We start from the raw sequence: 15,724 nt of genomic DNA on the forward strand, positions 1-15,724 counted from the left end.
TTTGCATTCGCGGGAATCTTGGGTAAAGTTATATCTCGTTGCAATCCTCCATAGCTCAATTGGCAGAGCATTCGACTGTTAATCGAAGGGTTACTGGTTCAAGTCCAGTTGGAGGAGCTTACAAGAAGGTTCCGGCTCGCATTCGCGAGTCGGAACCTTTTATTTTCGCCTGAAACCGGAATTCTGGCACCTAGCCCTGACTAGCCTCGCCAGGAAAAAGCCGAGTTAGGTAGCAGGGGCCAGTTGCCGGACCAGCGGCGGGTATTTTGCCTAGCGGACTCAGGGAACCGGGTTCCACAAGCGCCGGGATTCCAGATACCAGAAATACGAGAAAAGGCTGATCTCGAACCATTCGACAATGAATAGGGCCTCCTGGATGCCCGCGGCCAGCAGGATCGGCCAGGCAATCAATCCGATGAGCATCAGCACCAGGATGATTGCGTAGTGCAGCTTCTTGCCTCCGCTGGTGTCCATCGCGCACAGCGGCTTGTGGTCCAGGTGGCTGGCGATGGCGATGCCCATGGAGAAGATCAGCAGGAATGCAGCGCTGGCATGCACGCCGGCGAACTGCTTGCCTTCAACGGTCCGCCACAGCAGCAGCAGGACAAAGCCGACCAGGAGCAGGGTGCTCAGCAAACCGAGCGCTTCGGTCGCGGTGCTGTGGAACAGCGCGCGGTGCGGAGCGCGGCTAGTCCTGATTCCCAGCCAGATGAATACCGAGCTGACGACGAGAATCGCAATAACCGATACCTGCACGGAGAAGATGAGCCGCCTCTGCTCGCCCAGGGGCAGTTGCGCCAGCGTTTCACCCAGCTTGGTGGGAACCAAGGCGACGAACATGGCGTAGAAGCCGGCCAAATTCAGTGCATAGTCCTCCAGCTCGTCTCCGGTGTAAACCACGAGCAGCACTCCGGTAGTCACCAGCATCGCAACGAACAAGTCCCGTGCTGGACCCAGGTAATAGGAACTCAGGGAGTCTTCAATGCGCTGGTTGGCAATGCCATAGATGACGATGGCAACGACAAGGAGCAGGGGCACCGCGAGCAGCATGAGGCGCACATAGCGCAATGTACTGCGGCCCGGGGAGTGTTCAAGGGAAGTGGCCATAAGTGCATTCTGTAATGAATCACCCAGGTTTTGCCAACGGGCCCGCCTAGCGCAGGAAAATTCCCGGGAGAATCGCAGGCATCGGTCCGCGGGCCAGATGCACCTGCTGGAACACCCGAATGGTGCACGTCAATCGCCCGCACTTGGCTTCCGGAAACTGCAGCTGCCTTGGGCAGCTCGGCTGGAGCCGAATCCGGGGCAAGCTAAATTGCCGGTAGGCACTGGCATGATTTTTGAAGAGTCAACAAAGACTCTTTTCGGCCGAAGTCCTCATCCGCTTGGGTTGATATCCGCCTCGGCGCCAGCGTGGCGCCGTCTTCACTCGAAGGAAGCTTTCATGTCTGTACAAAATCCGGTCGATCCGAACATGGTGCCACCGGCACCGCCTGCCAAGAGCTCAGCTGGCAAGGGCCTGGGCATTGCGGCCCTGGTCGTGGCCATCGTTGCATTGGCCCTGTGCTGGGTACCGATCGTCAACAACTTTGCCGCCGTGCTCGGTTTCATTGCTCTGGTACTGGGCATCGTCTCGCTCATTGTCGCTTCCAAGCGCCGTGGCAGCAAGGGCTTGGGCGTTGCATCGAGCATCATCGCCATCGTAGCCATCGTTTTTGTGTTCGCCACCCAGGCAGCCTATGTGAAGGCGATCGACGAGGTCGCCAACGGCATTGCCGACGCTTCCGACGGCGAAGTGGCGGCACCGGCTGAGATCATCGAGCAAGCCGAAGACGAAACACAGGTATTGGCCTTGGGGCAGGCCGCTGCTGTTGGCGAGTATTCGGTCAATGTCAGTGCGGTGAACCTGGATGCCGGCGCACAGATCGCCAAGGCAAATGAGTTCAACCAGGAGGCCGAAGGCCAGTATGTCCTCGTGGACCTTTCTGTTGTCTACAACGGAGAAGAAGAAGGCGACGCATGGCTGGACCTTAATCCAGAGCTGGTGGGCTCGGATGCAAGCATCTACAGCACCAGCAGCGCGACTGCGATCACCGCCAAGCCGGGCATGGACGTTCCTACCTTGGCCAAGGGCGGGAAGGGAAGCTACCAGGTGGTCTTCGACGTGCCGGCCGAGGCCGTGGCAGATGCGAAAATCCGCATGAGCGAAACGCTCTCGTTAACTGACGACTCGGTGCTCTGGGCTGCGAAGTAGCTCGAATTCGCAGAGGTTCCGCTATCCCATCAGGGGTGGCGGAACCTCTTTTCTTTTGCCCTGGCGGCGAGGAAGCCCGCAGCTCGCGGATTGCGACCACAACATGAACACCGGAAATAGGAAGATCGGGAAAATTTTCAAGGAATTCCCCGCGCTGCCGGACCTCGGAAATACGCGAGAACCCGGGGCGATTCGCTCGCTCTCATTTGCTTCTCATGGACGCGCCATAATCCTCTCACCACCGCCTAATGCGCTCCTCACAAGGGTCTTTTAATGTTCAAAGCATGAATCGCCGCATACTTCTCATCCTCATGGTGTTGGCCGTGCCAGCGGGACTGGCCGGCGCCAGCCAGGCACTTGCCGACAAGGCCAATCCGCCCATCCCGCATCAGCAGCCAATCATTGTCCAGCTCTCACCGGCTCCCGAGCCCGCTGCTGCACAAGCGCAAGCTGAGGAGCTGATCGGCAATGGCTGATATCCATGAGCACCAGGGATCAACGGTGTCGGCACGGTTGCGCATTGTCGGGTGGATCGTGCTCACTACTGCACTGGCCCTGCTGGCCGTAACGGTTTCGATGCGTTCGATCATGTCCGGCCAGGTAGCCGAAGCTGCCAACGTGGGCATCGCGCAGGAAATCGAGGAGTTCCGGACCTTCGCCGCCGAGGGACTGGACCCGAAGACAGCTCGCCCGTTTTCCTCGATCGGTGAATTGATGGAACGCTATCTGGCCCGCCAGCAGCCGATGGCCGGCGAAGCGATTCTCGCGCAGGCCAATGGACGGGTGCTCACCGCAGGCACCGCAGCCAACCAGGCCGGGACCTGGCTGGCTGATGACCCCGTGCTCCTGGGCCGTATTCTCGATGACGCGAAGACCTCCGGAATCCTGGAGAGCAACCACGGGACGGTTCGCTGGGCGAAGGCCGAGGCCAAGGATGCCTCCGGAGCCAGCGGGGCGGGGCACCAAGCCCATCTGGTCGTCGCGCACTTCATTGGCGGGGCCCAGGAAGAAGCCAACCGGCAGGCAACCATGCTCTTCGGCGTGGCCGCCGGGGGACTGGCCTTGACCGCGGGGATCGCCTGGTTGGCAGCCGGGCAGATCATGCGTCCCATCCGCACCATGAGCGAAACCGCCGCCTCGATTAGCGCCAATGACCTCTCGGCCCGCGTTCCGGTTGAAGGACGCGACGACTTGGCGCAGCTGGCCAGGACACTGAATGCGATGCTTGACCGGGTTGAAGCTTCGCATCTGGCCCAACGCCACTTCATCGCCGAAGCACGAGAGCACCTGGGAAGCCCGCAACGCAAGATGGCAGCTGCCTTGCAGAAGCTCAACGAGGAAGAGGTGCCCCGGAAGCAACGCGGCAGGATCATCAGCACCGCGCAGGCGCACATTTCACTGATGGGGCAGACGCTTGCCGACCTGGAATTGCTGGCCCAAAGCTCGGACCCGGACTTCATCCAGCGCCGAATGGTGCCCGTCGGCGAAGTCACGGCGGACGTTGCCGCGGCAGCCGCCCGCCCGGGCGCCCACCCGGACCGCCGATTCCGCATAGCCGAGTCTGCCAAGGCCCAGGCGTGGCTGGATCCGCTGCGCGTTGCCCAGGCCATGCACCAACTGATCCAAAATGCCGTCGCGCATACCGAGGATGGAGAAAGCATCCGGATCGGTTCTGCCGCAGCAAAGGGCATGGCCAGCTTCTGGGTTGCCAACGATGGACCGGCGTTGGACCCGGACCAGGCCCGTGCCCTGCTGGAAAACTATCGCAGTGCCCCGGAAGCCGGCCAGCAGGGATCCGGCATGGGCTTGGGCTTGGCCGTGGTGAAAGCGGTCGCGCAAGCCCACGGCGGCACGGCCTGGGTGGAATCCGGAAACGGCAACGGAACAAGTTTCGGATTTTCCCTCCCGCAAGCTGATGCCGGACAAGGCATCCGCTGCGAAGAAGAATTCGCCCAATCCATGGCCAGCAGCCTGGGCGGTGAGTCATGAGCATCAAGCCAACCGCGCCACGCTCGGGATTCCGCTACACCGCCCAGCGCTCCATGGACCAGGCCGCGGAACAGGGCAACGCCGGTGCGGCACGAAACCGGTGGAGCAAGCAGAACGCAGCGCGAATCATCGCCGCACTGGTCTTGCTGGGCTTTCTCGGCTGGTGCGCCTATGGAGCCTTCGGCCCAGATGCGGGGACAGTGCAGGCATTGCCAGGCCAAGGGGCCCTGACCCTGGCGGTCTTCGCCTTGGCCATCTGGCTCTGGGTCTTCTCGCCAGTAGGCGATACCTTTATCGCCTTGGGCGCAGCAGTGGTGCTGGTGCTCATGGGCGTGCTGCCCGAAGCCGACCTGTTCTCCTCGCTGGGAGAAGACACCATTTGGCTCTTGCTGGCCGCCTTCGTGATCGCGGCGGGGATCACCGCCACGGGACTGGCTACCCGCGCCGCAGCATGGATAGCCGCAGGGGCGAACACCCCGCGGCAGCTGATCCACCTGACTACCGGCGTGCTGGTGGCTACCGCATTCGCGGTGCCGTCCACTTCCGGGCGCGCGGCCCTGGCCATTCCGGTCTTCATTGCCCTGGCCAAGGCGCTGGTGGATCGCCGCCGCATCGTCCTGGCCCTGTCCCTGGTTTTCCCCTCGGTTATCCTGCTTTCGGCAGTGGCATCCTATCTGGGCGCCGGAGCGCACCTGATCACCAGCCAGATCCTCGCCACCGCGGGCCATGAAGGATTCTCCTTCGCCGGCTGGCTGGTCTACGGATTGCCGCTGGCTTTCGTTTCCTCCCATCTGTGCGCCGAGCTGGTGCTGTGGATGTTCACCCGCAAGGAGGACCGCGCAGAACCGCTGGCGGTGGGCATCGAGCGGCTGCAGCAGTATTCGCCGGTGCCGCTCTCGGGCCCGCTCACGGTGGGGCAATCCAGGGCAGCGCTGCTGGTCTCGGCTGTGGTGGTGCTCTGGTGCACCGAGCCCCTGCACCAGCTCCATCCCGCCATCGTGGCCCTGCTTGGTTCATTGCTGGTAGCCAGCCCGGGATATGGCTCTGTAGGCCTGGCCAAGGCATTGAAGGCGGTGCCGTGGTCGATGCTCATCTTCATGGCCGCGACCCTCACCCTGGGCACGGCGCTCGCCGGAAGCGGAGCCGCCGAATGGCTGGCCCGCAAGGTGCTTGGCCCCGTCGAGCAGCTCGGCGCTGCCGCACCCTGGGTCTTCACCGTCCTCGTGGTGGTGGTCTCTGCCGCGGCGCATCTGGTCATCCAGTCCCGTTCGGCCCGCTCAGCGGTGCTGATTCCGCTGGTGGTCTCGCTGGCCCCGGGCGTCGGGGTCAACGCGGTAGCCATTGCCCTGGCTTCCACCGCCGCTGCCGGTTTCTGCCACACACTGACCAGCAGCGCGAAGCCGGTGAACCTGTTCTCCGAGATCGAGGGCATCGAAACCTATAAGCCGGCAGACCTGCTGCGCCTGAGCGCGGTGCTCGGACCGCTCATGGTCCTGCTGGTCCTGGTCTTCGCCTTCTGGATCTGGCCGGCCATGGGACTGCCGCTGTTTCTCTGAACCACCTCGTAGCTTCACATCTCATCGCATTCATCCTCACTGAAAAGGACAACGAATCATGGCACACGCACTTCCACAACGCATCCTGGTCGCCCCTTCCGGATTCAAGGAATCCCTCGACGCGGCGGCAGTCGCGGCGGCCATCGGCGCCGGGGTTCGCCGGGCCTTGCCCGGAGCCACGGTCAAGGCAGTGCCCATCGCCGATGGCGGCGAAGGCACCGCAGAAACCTTGGCGTGCGCTACCGGCGGCCACCTGGTGCCAATGGCAGTCACCGGTCCGGTCGGACAGCAAGTCGAGTCCCACTACGCCATGCTCGGTGGCGAAGCGGCCGGAACGGCAGTCGTCGAAATGGCCGCCGCTGCGGGCCTGCGGCTGGTTCCCCGCGACCAGCGGGATCCGGGAACCACCACCAGCTACGGTGTGGGCGAGCTGATCGCGGCCGCCATTGATGCCGGGGCCTCCAAGATCCTCGTGGGCTGCGGCGATTCGGGTACCTCGGATGGCGGCATGGGGGCATTGCAGGCGCTGGGTGCACGAATCCTTGATGCCAACGGCCATGAGGTCAAGGCCGGCGGCAACTACCTCGGATCGGTGGACCGGTTGGATCTGTCCGGCCTGCACCCGGCCCTGGCTGCCGGGAATGTCCGGGTCACCATGGCGCTGAACCCGCACAATGTGCTGACCGGCCCGCGCGGAGTGGCCCGCGTTTTCGGTCCGCAGAAGGGGGCAACTCCGGAACAGGTCGAAATCATGTCAGCAGGTTTCGAACGCTGGGCCTCGATCCTGCGGCGCGATGCGCTGGAGTCCTCGCGCTCCACGGATTTCGCTTTGGCCCCGGGGACGGGTGCTTCGGGCGGGCTGGGCGCTGGCTTGGCGGCGGTGGGGGCGGTGCTCTTGCCTCGCTTCGAGGCGATCCTGGACTCGGGCTTGGCCGGCATCGATCTGGACTCGATGCTGCGCGGAGCGGATCTGGTCATCACCGCAGAAGGCGCCATCGACTTCCAGACGCCCAAGGGCAAGGTGCCGGCGGAGGTAGCGCGGCGCGCGGCGCTGCATGGGGTGCCGGTAGTGGCCCTGGCAGGAACTCTGGGCCGCGGCTGCCGAGACGTGCACGATATCGGAATTGACGCCATTGCCTCGATCATGCCGATCCCGATGACGCTGCAAGAAGCAGTGGATGACGGGGAACGGCTGCTGATCGAAGCGGCCGAACGCTTCATGCGCACCATCATTCTGGGTGCATCAATGGCAGCAGCCCGGCTCAGCCCGCGCGAGGCTTGGTAGCAGCCAGCCGTCTCGCCCTGAATAGGAACAGGCGTGCTGTCTTGCTAGAGCACGTAGGAGGCGATGAGCTGAGAGAGGGCCCGGACATCAACTTTGCCCTTGAACTCCAGACGAACTTTGCCTAACCCGCTGAACCACAGGTCCAGCTCCGCATCCAGATCGAAGGTTCCAGCTGTTTCAACGGAGAACGACTGGACTTTCGAATACGGTAACGAGGTGTAATCCCGCTTTTTGCCGGTCATGCCTTGCACATTGACGGCGATGAGTCTCTTGTTGCTGAAGACCACGTAGTCGCGTGCACCCTTGAAAGCGCTTAGTAGCTCTTCGCCAGTGACCATCATGGGTACGATCTCCGGCGCGACTTGTGAAAGGTCCCATGGGCCCAATTTGAAGACAGAGGAATTATTGAAATCAATCATGTAAAGAGCGTACGAAGGATGAGGGACAAATAGGCGACGACTGATTTCCCGAATCATGGCTGAGAGCCCAACTTGTCGGTACTTTCAGGTACGGTGAAATAATCAAATCTTCAACCAACAATGGGGGTCAGCGTAAATGCAACTTCGATCAAAAGTAGACTTCAGCACTGCGGTAGAAGATGTAAGGGACTATTTCGGGACCATGGGAAACGGTCGGCCCAAGTATTCTGGATCGCGCTTTGAAACTCTTGGTGAAGGTGTCGATACTGATCCACATCGAATCACTGCGACCGACTTGGTGGCGGTATCGATGCTCTCCGTTGACGTGCCAGCGCAGGCTTCCTTGGGAATCCTCGAAACGCTAGCCGAGCAAATCAGCGAATTGCTGTCCCAGATTCCGCAGGACTTGAAGTTCGAGAATTTGACACCAGAATTATTCGAGAAATATCTCGATGAGGGATCGCCTGCGGATAAATTGTGGTCGCTTCTACGGCAACATGAAGACCCTTGGAAGGTCGGCCAAACCACGGCAAGCAAGATCATGGCTCGCAAGCGGCCGGACTTGATTCCGGTTTACGATTCGGTTGTCAAAGCAGTTGCCGGGATCGAAGGCAGTGGAGAACAATGGATCGTTTGGTACTCCGCCTTCCACGACGGTTCTTCCGAGGCCGCGGAATTTGTAGACAAGCTCAGAGCGATCAGGGCTGAGGCCGGCCAACCTCATTTGTCGTTATTACGAATTTTGGATATTGCATTATGGAAGCAAGGAAAGCGCGAAATAAGGCATTTGTAGATCGCGCCTAGGGCTTGGCCCTGAATAGGAACAGGCGTGCTGCCTTGGCCGTTGACAACGGCGTTCACGGCGGCACGCCTGTTTTTCGCGTATTCCCTAGAGCTCGATAGCCGCCACGGCCTGAACCGCGCGTGCCGCCTCGGCGCCCTTCTTCAGGAAATGCTCGAAGTAGAAGCCCTGGTGCTCATCATTCGAGTGGAAGTGGTGCGGGGTCAGGCTGACCGAGAAAGTAGGTACATCGGTATCCAGCTGGACCCGCATCAAGCCGTCCACTACCGCCTGGGCAACGAAGTCGTGGCGGTAGATGCCGCCGTCAACCACGAGGGCTGCGGCTACCACGGCATCGTACTTGCCGGTCTTCGCCAGGCGCTGGGCCTGCAACGGCATTTCGTAGGCGCCGGGTACGCTGACGACATTGATGGTGTATTCCTGCCCGGAAGAATCCATCTCGGCCTTGAAGCCGGCCAGGGCCTGGTCGACGATATCCGCATGCCAGCTGGCCTTGATGAAGGCGACGTTCAAAGGCTTGCTCATGAGTTGCTCCCTGATTCTGCGTGCAAATGTCTAAGTCTTTTGATCTAGCCTAGTGGCGTGGGTCTCAATGGAATAAATGGGGAAGGGGTCCGCGTAACGAATGAGCCGGTTCAGCGCCAGCCCATCAGCGGGGCCACGTGCTTGAGCACTGATTCGATGACGTGGGCGTTGTAGTCCACGCCCAACTGGTTTGGAACGGTGAGAAGGAGCGTATCCGCCGCGGCGATGGCTTCGTCTTCGGCCAGCTTCTTGGCCAGTTCATCTGGTTCCCCGGCATAGGACTTGCCGAAGACCGCACGGGTCTTCTCATCGATGTTGCCGATCTGGTCCGAGCTGTAGCGGTCACGGCCGAAGTACTGCCAGTCGCGCTCATCGGTCAGTGCGAAGATGCTGCGGCTCACCGAGACGCGCGGTTCGCGTGAGTGGCCGGCTTCCTTCCAGGCGTCGCGGTAGAGCTGGATCTGCTCGGCCTGCTGGACGTGGAAGGGCTTGCCCGATTCATCGTCCTTGAGCGTGGAGCTCTGCAGGTTCATGCCCAGCTTCGCGGCCCACACGGCAGTGGCATTGGATCCGGAACCCCACCAGATGCGTTCGCGCAAGGTGTCCGAATGCGGCTCGACGCGCAGCAGGCCCGGGGGATTGGGGAACATCGGGTTCGGGCTAGGCTCGGCGAACCCTTCCCCGGAAAGCACCTCGAGCAGGCGCTCGGTATGCCGGCGGCCCATATCGGCATCCGATTCGCCCTCGCGCGGCTCGAAGCCGAAGTGGCGCCAGCCGTCAATGACCTGCTCGGGCGAACCACGGCTGATGCCCAGCTGCAGGCGGCGATTGGAAATCAGGTCGGCGGAGCCTGCATCCTCAGCCATGTACAGCGGGTTCTCGTAGCGCATGTCGATGACGCCGGTGCCGATCTCGATGCGGCTGGTTCGCGCGCCGATGGCAGCCAGCAGCGGGAACGGGGAGGCGTATTGCTGGGCGAAGTGGTGCACGCGGAAATAGGCGCCGTCCGCGCCGAGCTCCTCGGCGGCGACCGCCAGATCGATGGCCTGCAGCAGGGCGTCGGAGGCAGTGCGGGTGCCTGATTGCGGGTGGTCGGTCCAGTGGCCGAAGGACAAAAAGCCGATGTTCTTCATGCTTGAGGCAACAAGTAATCTCGGGAGGATATTCCGCCGCCAGGGACCTCAGGCAATCAATGCGACAGGATGGGGCTTTCGGGCCGGTTCGACTCTTTGGTCTCGTCCAGTGCGGACCAGATCGCGTCAAGGGAGAGGCCGAGTACGGCCGCGACGGCGGCGATGGTGGAAAAAGCGGGAGTGGCGACGCGGCCGGTTTCGATTTTCCGCAGGGTTTCGGGGGAGAGGCCGGCTTGGATCGCGACGTCGAGGATTGTTCGTTCGCCGCGTGCCTGCCGAAGCAGCGCGCCGAGGTTCTTGCCCTGTTCGATTTCCCGGGCGGTAAGCGGCAGTCTAACCATAATGAGACCATTATACCGGTATTAAAATACCGGTATAGTAATTGGAATGATTGAGATTCTCACAGCCAGCGAAGTAGAGCGCGCCCGCGAGACCGGACGCCTTGTCGGAAACATCCTCAATACGCTCAAGCACCGCGTGCAGGTCGGCACCAATCTCTTGGAAATCGACGCCTGGACCAAGGAAATGATCGAGGAGGCCGGCGCGGTCTCCTGCTACGTCGACTACGCCCCGTCCTTCGGCAGCGGCCCCTTCGGCCATTACATCTGCACGGGAGTCAACGATGCGGTGCTCCATGGACTTCCTCGCGACTACCAGCTGGCCGATGGCGACTTGCTCACCCTGGATCTGGCCGTCACCTTGAAAGGCATCGCCTCCGACGCGGCGATCAGCTTCATTGTCGGCACGGCTACGCGTGCAGAAGACCTGAAAATGATCGAGACCACGCAGCGCGCCCTGGCCGCCGCCATCGCCGAGGCGCGTCCCGGAGCCAAGATCGGCGACCTGTCCTTCGCCATCGGGTCGGTGCTGACCGCCGAAGGGTACAAGGTCAATATGGAATTCGGCGGCCACGGCATCGGCAGCACCATGCATCAGGATCCTCACGTTTCCAACGACGGCCGCCGCGGACGCGGGTACACGCTGCGTCCCGGTCTTCTGCTGGCCATCGAACCGTGGGTCATGGCCGATACCAGCAAGCTGGTGACCGACCGTGATGGCTGGACCCTGCGCAGTGCCACCGGCTGCCGCACCGCGCACACCGAGCACACCATTGCCATCACGGAAGCTGGCGCGGAGATTCTCACCCTGCCCACCGACCTCTCGGCATAGGCAGAGGCCGCATGGCGGCGATCAGGCGTTCGGGCTTTCCCCGGTCCCGGCACCGCGGCGGCGGAGCACCGGTTCGGCCGTGCCGGTGCCGCAGCCCGAGGAGGCGCTGCTGCAGGCCGGGGAAGCAACGGAGGTGCAGCATGATCCGCTGCACCCGTTGGCCCCGGCGTTGCCCGCATCCTCCGGCTGGCGCGAAGCGTGGCCGGCGGCTTCGCGCAGCGTCCTGGCCAGCTGCGCCGGGTCCTGGCCTTCTTGGCCCAGCACCACGAAACCCGCGTCGGCAATCATCGCCAGGTCGGCTTTCGCGTCCTGGCCTTCGCTGGTCAGGTAGTCGCCGAGGAACAGCGAATTGGCCACTTCCAGGGCGTTGGCCTGCAAGGAACGCAGATGCATTTCGCGTCCGCCGGCCATCCGGATCTCCTTGTCCGGGCAGGCTAATCGCACTACGGCCAGGATCCGCAGGCACGCGCGCGGGGTCAGGTTCCAGGTGCCTTCCAGCGGGGTGCCGTCGAAAGGCATCAAGAAGTTCACCGGAATGGAATCGGCCTCCAGCGCGCGCAAGGCGAAGATCGCCTCGACCAGCTGCTCAGGAGTTTCGCCCAGTCCAACGATGAGCCCCGAGCAGGGGGAGAGGCCGGCGGACCTGGACTGCTGGACGGTGGAGACGCGCTCGGCGAAGCTGTGGGTGCTGCAGATTTCCGGGTAGAGGGACTCGGCCGTATTCAGGTTGTGGTTGTAGGCGTCGGCGCCGGCCTCCTTGAGCCGCTGGGCCTGCCCCTGCTTCAGGATGCCGATGCAGGCGCAGACCTCGACCTGCGGATGCTCTTCCTTCAATGCGCCGATCATGTCCGCGACGCGTTGCACATCGCGGTCCGTGGGTCCCTTGCCGGAGGCGACCATGCAGACCCGCGAGGCGCCGCCGGCGATGCCCAAACCTGCCTGGCGCACCGCTTCGCCGGGCTTGAGCCAGGTGTATTTCAGGATTTCGGCCTTGGAGCCCAGACGCTGGGAACAGTAGGTGCAGTCCTCGGGGCATAAGCCGGACTTCAGGTTGACCAGGTAGTTGACCTTCACGGTGTTGCCGAAATGCTTGCGCCGCAGCACCCCGGCCGCACTGACCAGTGCCGACGTCTGAGCGTCGCTTGTGGCCAGCAGCCCGAGGGCCTCTGCTGCGGTGAGCTGGTGGCCAGCGGAGATGCGTGCGGCCAGCTCGGTGAAATCTGCGGTGTTGGTGCGCTGCGCGGGGATGCTCATGGGTTCCTTCGCCTGGTTGGATGGCTGCCTGCCAAGGTGCAGCCATTCTTGAACGGTGTTCAATTGCTGGCACCAATGTACACGAAAAGCCCCCGACTTGAACAATGTTCAAGTCGGGGGCTTGCGCTGCTTCCCGTGGCAGTTGCAGACGGCGCGCGTCCCGTGCCGCGCGCCCGCTGCTCAGCTGGAGGTCTTGCTCCGGTAGATCCGCGTGGCCAGCGCCCAAGCCAGGATCAAGATGCCTGCCAGCCAGGCCAGGGCGATCCAGAGCTCGGAACCCACGGGTTCTTGCGACAGCAGGGCGCGCAGCGAATCGACGATAGCAGTGATCGGCTGGTGCTCGGCGAACCAGGCCACCGGCCCGGGCATTGACTCGGTGGGAACGAACGCCGAGGAAATGAAGGGCAGGAAGATCAGCGGGTAACTGAAGGCGCTGGCGCCATCCACCGATTTCGCGCTCAAGCCGGCAAGCACCGCTGCCCAGGTCAGGCTCAGGGTCACCAGGCACAGCAGCGCGAGCACGGCGATCCACGCTGCCATGGAGGCGGAGGAGCGGAAGCCCATGGCCAGGGCGACCCCCAGTACCAGCGCCAGGGACAGGAGGTTCGCCGCCAACGAGGTCGCCACATGGCTCCAGAGCACGCTGGAGCGGGAGATCGGCATGGAGCGCAGGCGCTGCACCAGCCCATCGCGCAGGTCCAGAAACAGCCGGTAGGAGGTGTAGGCGACCCCGGAGGCGATGATGATGACCAGGATCCCGGGCAGCAGGTAGCTGATATACGGCCCGGTGGCGCTGGTGCCGATGGCCCCGCCGAAAACGTAGGTGAACAGCAGCATCATGGCCACCGGGGTGATGGCCGTGGTGATGATGGTGTCGGGGCTGCGCACAACGTGGCGCATCGAGCGCCCGGTGAGGATTCTGGTTTCCCGCAGTGCCGCGATGCTCATGGCTTGCTCCCTTCGGTTCGCTGGTGGTGGCCGATCAGTTCCAGGAAGATCTCCTCCAGGCTCGGCCGCTTGGCCACCAGCTCGGTGGTGGCCGGCGGCAGCAGGGCCTGGAATTCGGCCAGCGTGCCCTGGTGGATGATGGTGCCCTCGTGGAGGATGGCGATTTGATCGGCCAGGTGCTCTGCTTCATCCAGCTACTGGGTGGTGAGCAGGATCGTGGTGCCGGACTCGGCCAAGTCGCGGATCACCTGCCAGGTCTCGCGGCGCAATTGGGGATCCAGTCCCGTGGTCGGCTCATCGAGCAGGAGCACCGGCGGGTTGCCGGCCAGTCCCATGGCGATATCAAGGCGCCTGCGCATCCCGCCGGAGTAGGTTCCTGCAGGCCGGTCAGCTGCGTCGCAGAGGTTGAAGCGCTCCAGCAAGCCGTTGGCGATGGGCCGCGGATTCTCCAAGCGGAGCAGCCGCGCGATCAGCAGCAAGTTTTCGCGCCCGGTCAGGACCTCGTCCACTGCGGCGAATTGCCCGGTCAGGCCCAGTGACCGGCGGACCTGGACCGGGTTCTCGCGCACTGCAGCTCCGCAGACCCGGGCGGTTCCCGCATCGGCGGGAAGGAGGGTGGCCAGGATCCGCACCAGCGTCGTCTTGCCGGCGCCATTGGAACCGAGCAAGGCGAAGATGCTGCCGGGCTGCACGGTGAAGTCCAGTCCGCGCAGCACGGGCAGCTTCTTGAATGACTTGGCCAGTCCGGTGACCTCGATGGCCGGTTCCGGGGCCAACGCGGTATTCATGTCATTGCTCCTTCGATTCGTTCTCTGCTTCGGAAATGGTGTCGGCCAGGCGGGTGCGTTCCTTGTCGGTCCAGCGCTTGCCCCCGTAGGCCTGGGCGAAGTCGTCGGCGAATTCCGCCGGGTCCTGGCCAAGCAGTTCGCGCAGCGCGGTGCCGTTGGCGGCTGCTCCTTCGAAGAGGTCGGCCAGGTCCGAATACATGGAGATCATCGTTTCGGCGTCGGTGATCCCGCTCTGGTTCAGCAGGTAGCGCTGCACTCCTGCAGCGGCCTTGGCATAGGGCTGGGGCAGGGTCTTGAGGCGTGCCATGCTCTGCTGTACTGCTTCTTCTGCTCCAGTGAGCCGGTGAAAGTTTCAATCCATTTGGCGACCATGATCAGTGCCCTTTCTGCGGGGTGCTCGGGTGGGGGAGGAGGTTGTTGATGCGGGAGACGAGCAGGTTCCAGGTGGTCCAGAAGTCGTCGAGCTGCTGCTTGCCGCTGGGGTTGAGGGTGAAGACTTTGCGGGGAGGCCCTTTTTCGGACGGGACTTTCTCCACCGAGACGAGGCCTTTCTGCTCGATGCGCACCAGCAGTGCGTAGATGGTCCCCTCGGCCAGATCGGTGAAGCCGCGTTCGCGCAGTTCCGTGGTGATCTCGTATCCGTAGGCCGGGCGTTCGGCCAGGATCGCCAGGACGATCCCTTCCAAGGTGCCTTTGAGCATCTCGGTCATCTGTGTGGCCATGGTGCACCCCTCTCTACTTAGTGTCATTGAGTACAAGTAGGAAGTACAACTAAGTAGCGGTATTTAGCAATACTTAGTACCAAGATTTTCCAGATATTTTTCGGGGCTTTGGAGAACCGCCATTTGACCAGTGGCAAGATGGGGCAACCGGAAATCCGGTATGCTCCTGGAAGCTGAGCCGGTACTGGATCTATGGGGATGAGGCGCCATGAAGGATGCGAGATGGCATTGGGAGCTGGTCCATGCCGAGCGTGCGCGGTTGGCAGGATTGCTGGGCAGCTTGGCGCCGGAGCAGTGGAACGCCCCATCGTTGTGCGAGAACTGGCAGATCCGCGATGTGGCGGCGCACCTGGCGGCCGCCGGATCCACCTCGACCGCCCGCTGGCTGGTGAATATGGCTCGTTCCGGATTGAATGCCGACCGGCACAACGAGCGGCTGCTGCGCCTGCAGCTCGGGGACGGCGCCCGGCAAACGCTGGATAATTTCAATCGTTCTGCCAGCAAGTCCATTGCCCCGCTGAACTCGGTGACCGGTTTGCTGGGCGAAGTGGTAGTGCACGGGCAGGACATCGCCCAGGCACTCGATCTGATCCTGCAGCCTGAACCCACGGCACTGCGAGCGGTGGCAGGATTCTTCGCCTCCAAGGACTTCGCAGTCAATAGCAGCACCCTGGTTAAGGGGTTGCGGATGTCGGCGGCGGACGACGCTTTCAGTTGCGGGAACGGTCCCGAGGTGCGTGGCGAATTGCTGGATCTGGTCCTGGCGATGGCCGGAAGGGAACAGGTCCTCCCGCGGCTTCAGGGCGCAGGGGTTGGCGAGCTGGCACGCAGGATCACGGCACAGCCGCGGAAATAGCAAGCATCGCGCCGCACGATGAC

General features: G+C 62.8%; 17 protein-coding genes, 1 tRNA gene and 1 pseudogene. 9 read left to right on the forward strand and 10 right to left on the reverse strand.

Going from position 1 to position 15,724, the window contains the following annotated elements:
* Positions 1 to 44: 44 nt before the first annotated feature.
* Positions 45 to 117, forward strand: a tRNA-Asn gene (locus ACIP6G_RS12095).
* Positions 118 to 279: 162 nt separating this feature from the next.
* Here the strand turns inward: ACIP6G_RS12095 and ACIP6G_RS12100 are convergent.
* Positions 280 to 1,107, reverse strand: a complete 828-nt coding sequence (locus ACIP6G_RS12100) for a hypothetical protein (protein ID WP_400290303.1) — start codon at positions 1,105 to 1,107, stop codon at positions 280 to 282.
* 337 nt (positions 1,108 to 1,444) lie between these two features.
* Between ACIP6G_RS12100 and ACIP6G_RS12105 the strand changes: the two genes are divergently transcribed.
* From ACIP6G_RS12105 to ACIP6G_RS12125, 5 genes are all read left to right on the forward strand, one after another.
* Entirely contained in the window at positions 1,445 to 2,254 is an 810-nt protein-coding gene (locus tag ACIP6G_RS12105; RefSeq protein ID WP_400290305.1) for a DUF4352 domain-containing protein, read from the forward strand.
* A 284-nt stretch (positions 2,255 to 2,538) separates the two neighbouring features.
* The gene (locus tag ACIP6G_RS12110; RefSeq protein WP_332499411.1) at positions 2,539 to 2,730 is read left to right on the forward strand and encodes a hypothetical protein; all 192 of its coding nucleotides are present in this window, start codon (positions 2,539 to 2,541) and stop codon (positions 2,728 to 2,730) included.
* Positions 2,723 to 4,243, forward strand: a complete 1,521-nt coding sequence (locus ACIP6G_RS12115; protein ID WP_332486669.1) for an ATP-binding protein — start codon at positions 2,723 to 2,725, stop codon at positions 4,241 to 4,243. The genes ACIP6G_RS12110 and ACIP6G_RS12115 overlap by 8 nt, the downstream gene beginning before the upstream one ends.
* The gene (locus ACIP6G_RS12120; RefSeq protein WP_400290307.1) at positions 4,240 to 5,799 is read left to right on the forward strand and encodes an SLC13 family permease; all 1,560 of its coding nucleotides are present in this window, start codon (positions 4,240 to 4,242) and stop codon (positions 5,797 to 5,799) included. The genes ACIP6G_RS12115 and ACIP6G_RS12120 overlap by 4 nt, the downstream gene beginning before the upstream one ends.
* Positions 5,800 to 5,857: 58 nt before the next feature.
* On the forward strand, positions 5,858 to 7,084 hold the full coding sequence (locus ACIP6G_RS12125; protein WP_400290309.1) for a glycerate kinase: 1,227 nt from the start codon (positions 5,858 to 5,860) through the stop codon (positions 7,082 to 7,084).
* Between the two features lie 44 nt (positions 7,085 to 7,128).
* Here ACIP6G_RS12125 and ACIP6G_RS12130 read toward each other — a convergent pair whose 3' ends face one another.
* Positions 7,129 to 7,503 carry a PH domain-containing protein gene (locus ACIP6G_RS12130; RefSeq protein ID WP_013348303.1) on the reverse strand — a complete coding sequence of 125 codons (375 nt, stop codon included), beginning with the start codon at positions 7,501 to 7,503 and terminating at the stop codon, positions 7,129 to 7,131.
* A 136-nt stretch (positions 7,504 to 7,639) separates the two neighbouring features.
* On the opposite strand from ACIP6G_RS12130, the gene ACIP6G_RS12135 reads away from it, so the two are divergent.
* On the forward strand, positions 7,640 to 8,296 hold the full coding sequence (locus tag ACIP6G_RS12135) for a DUF6308 family protein (protein ID WP_134780870.1): 657 nt from the start codon (positions 7,640 to 7,642) through the stop codon (positions 8,294 to 8,296).
* Between the two features lie 96 nt (positions 8,297 to 8,392).
* Here the strand turns inward: ACIP6G_RS12135 and ACIP6G_RS12140 are convergent, their stop codons facing one another.
* The 3 genes from ACIP6G_RS12140 to ACIP6G_RS12150 form a co-directional block, all read right to left on the reverse strand.
* Complete coding sequence (locus ACIP6G_RS12140) at positions 8,393 to 8,830, reverse strand: 6,7-dimethyl-8-ribityllumazine synthase (protein WP_105657220.1); 438 nt, start codon at positions 8,828 to 8,830, stop codon at positions 8,393 to 8,395.
* Between the two features lie 110 nt (positions 8,831 to 8,940).
* Positions 8,941 to 9,963: an LLM class flavin-dependent oxidoreductase gene (locus ACIP6G_RS12145; RefSeq protein WP_400290312.1), complete on the reverse strand. Its 1,023-nt coding sequence runs from the start codon at positions 9,961 to 9,963 to the stop codon at positions 8,941 to 8,943.
* 56 nt (positions 9,964 to 10,019) lie between these two features.
* Positions 10,020 to 10,304 (reverse strand): helix-turn-helix transcriptional regulator, encoded by a 285-nt coding sequence (locus ACIP6G_RS12150; protein WP_332731018.1) that lies wholly within the window; start codon positions 10,302 to 10,304, stop codon positions 10,020 to 10,022.
* A gap of 46 nt (positions 10,305 to 10,350) precedes the next feature.
* Between ACIP6G_RS12150 and map the strand changes: the two genes are divergently transcribed.
* Positions 10,351 to 11,133, forward strand: coding sequence for a type I methionyl aminopeptidase (map, locus tag ACIP6G_RS12155; protein ID WP_400290314.1), 783 nt, complete (start codon positions 10,351 to 10,353; stop codon positions 11,131 to 11,133).
* Positions 11,134 to 11,154: 21 nt separating this feature from the next.
* Here the strand turns inward: map and bioB are convergent, their stop codons facing one another.
* From bioB to ACIP6G_RS12180, 5 genes and pseudogenes are all read right to left on the reverse strand, one after another.
* On the reverse strand, positions 11,155 to 12,387 hold the full coding sequence (bioB, locus tag ACIP6G_RS12160; RefSeq protein ID WP_400290316.1) for a biotin synthase BioB: 1,233 nt from the start codon (positions 12,385 to 12,387) through the stop codon (positions 11,155 to 11,157).
* A 180-nt stretch (positions 12,388 to 12,567) separates the two neighbouring features.
* On the reverse strand, positions 12,568 to 13,335 hold the full coding sequence (locus ACIP6G_RS12165; RefSeq protein WP_400290318.1) for an ABC transporter permease: 768 nt from the start codon (positions 13,333 to 13,335) through the stop codon (positions 12,568 to 12,570).
* Positions 13,332 to 14,123, reverse strand: a pseudogene (locus ACIP6G_RS12170) (ABC transporter ATP-binding protein). Before ACIP6G_RS12170 ends, ACIP6G_RS12165 begins: the two are co-directional and overlap by 4 nt.
* A 1-nt stretch (position 14,124) precedes the next feature.
* Positions 14,125 to 14,430, reverse strand: a complete 306-nt coding sequence (locus ACIP6G_RS12175; RefSeq protein ID WP_400290320.1) for a DUF1048 domain-containing protein — start codon at positions 14,428 to 14,430, stop codon at positions 14,125 to 14,127.
* 67 nt (positions 14,431 to 14,497) lie between these two features.
* Positions 14,498 to 14,845 carry a PadR family transcriptional regulator gene (locus ACIP6G_RS12180; RefSeq protein WP_400290321.1) on the reverse strand — a complete coding sequence of 116 codons (348 nt, stop codon included), beginning with the start codon at positions 14,843 to 14,845 and terminating at the stop codon, positions 14,498 to 14,500.
* Positions 14,846 to 15,053: 208 nt separating this feature from the next.
* Here ACIP6G_RS12180 and ACIP6G_RS12185 point away from each other — a divergent pair, with 208 nt between their 5' ends.
* Positions 15,054 to 15,701 (forward strand): maleylpyruvate isomerase family mycothiol-dependent enzyme, encoded by a 648-nt coding sequence (locus tag ACIP6G_RS12185; RefSeq protein WP_400290323.1) that lies wholly within the window; start codon positions 15,054 to 15,056, stop codon positions 15,699 to 15,701.
* Positions 15,702 to 15,724: the final 23 nt, after the last annotated feature.

This window comes from Glutamicibacter sp. NPDC088483 (assembly GCF_044753145.1).
GTDB lineage: Bacteria > Actinomycetota > Actinomycetes > Actinomycetales > Micrococcaceae > Glutamicibacter.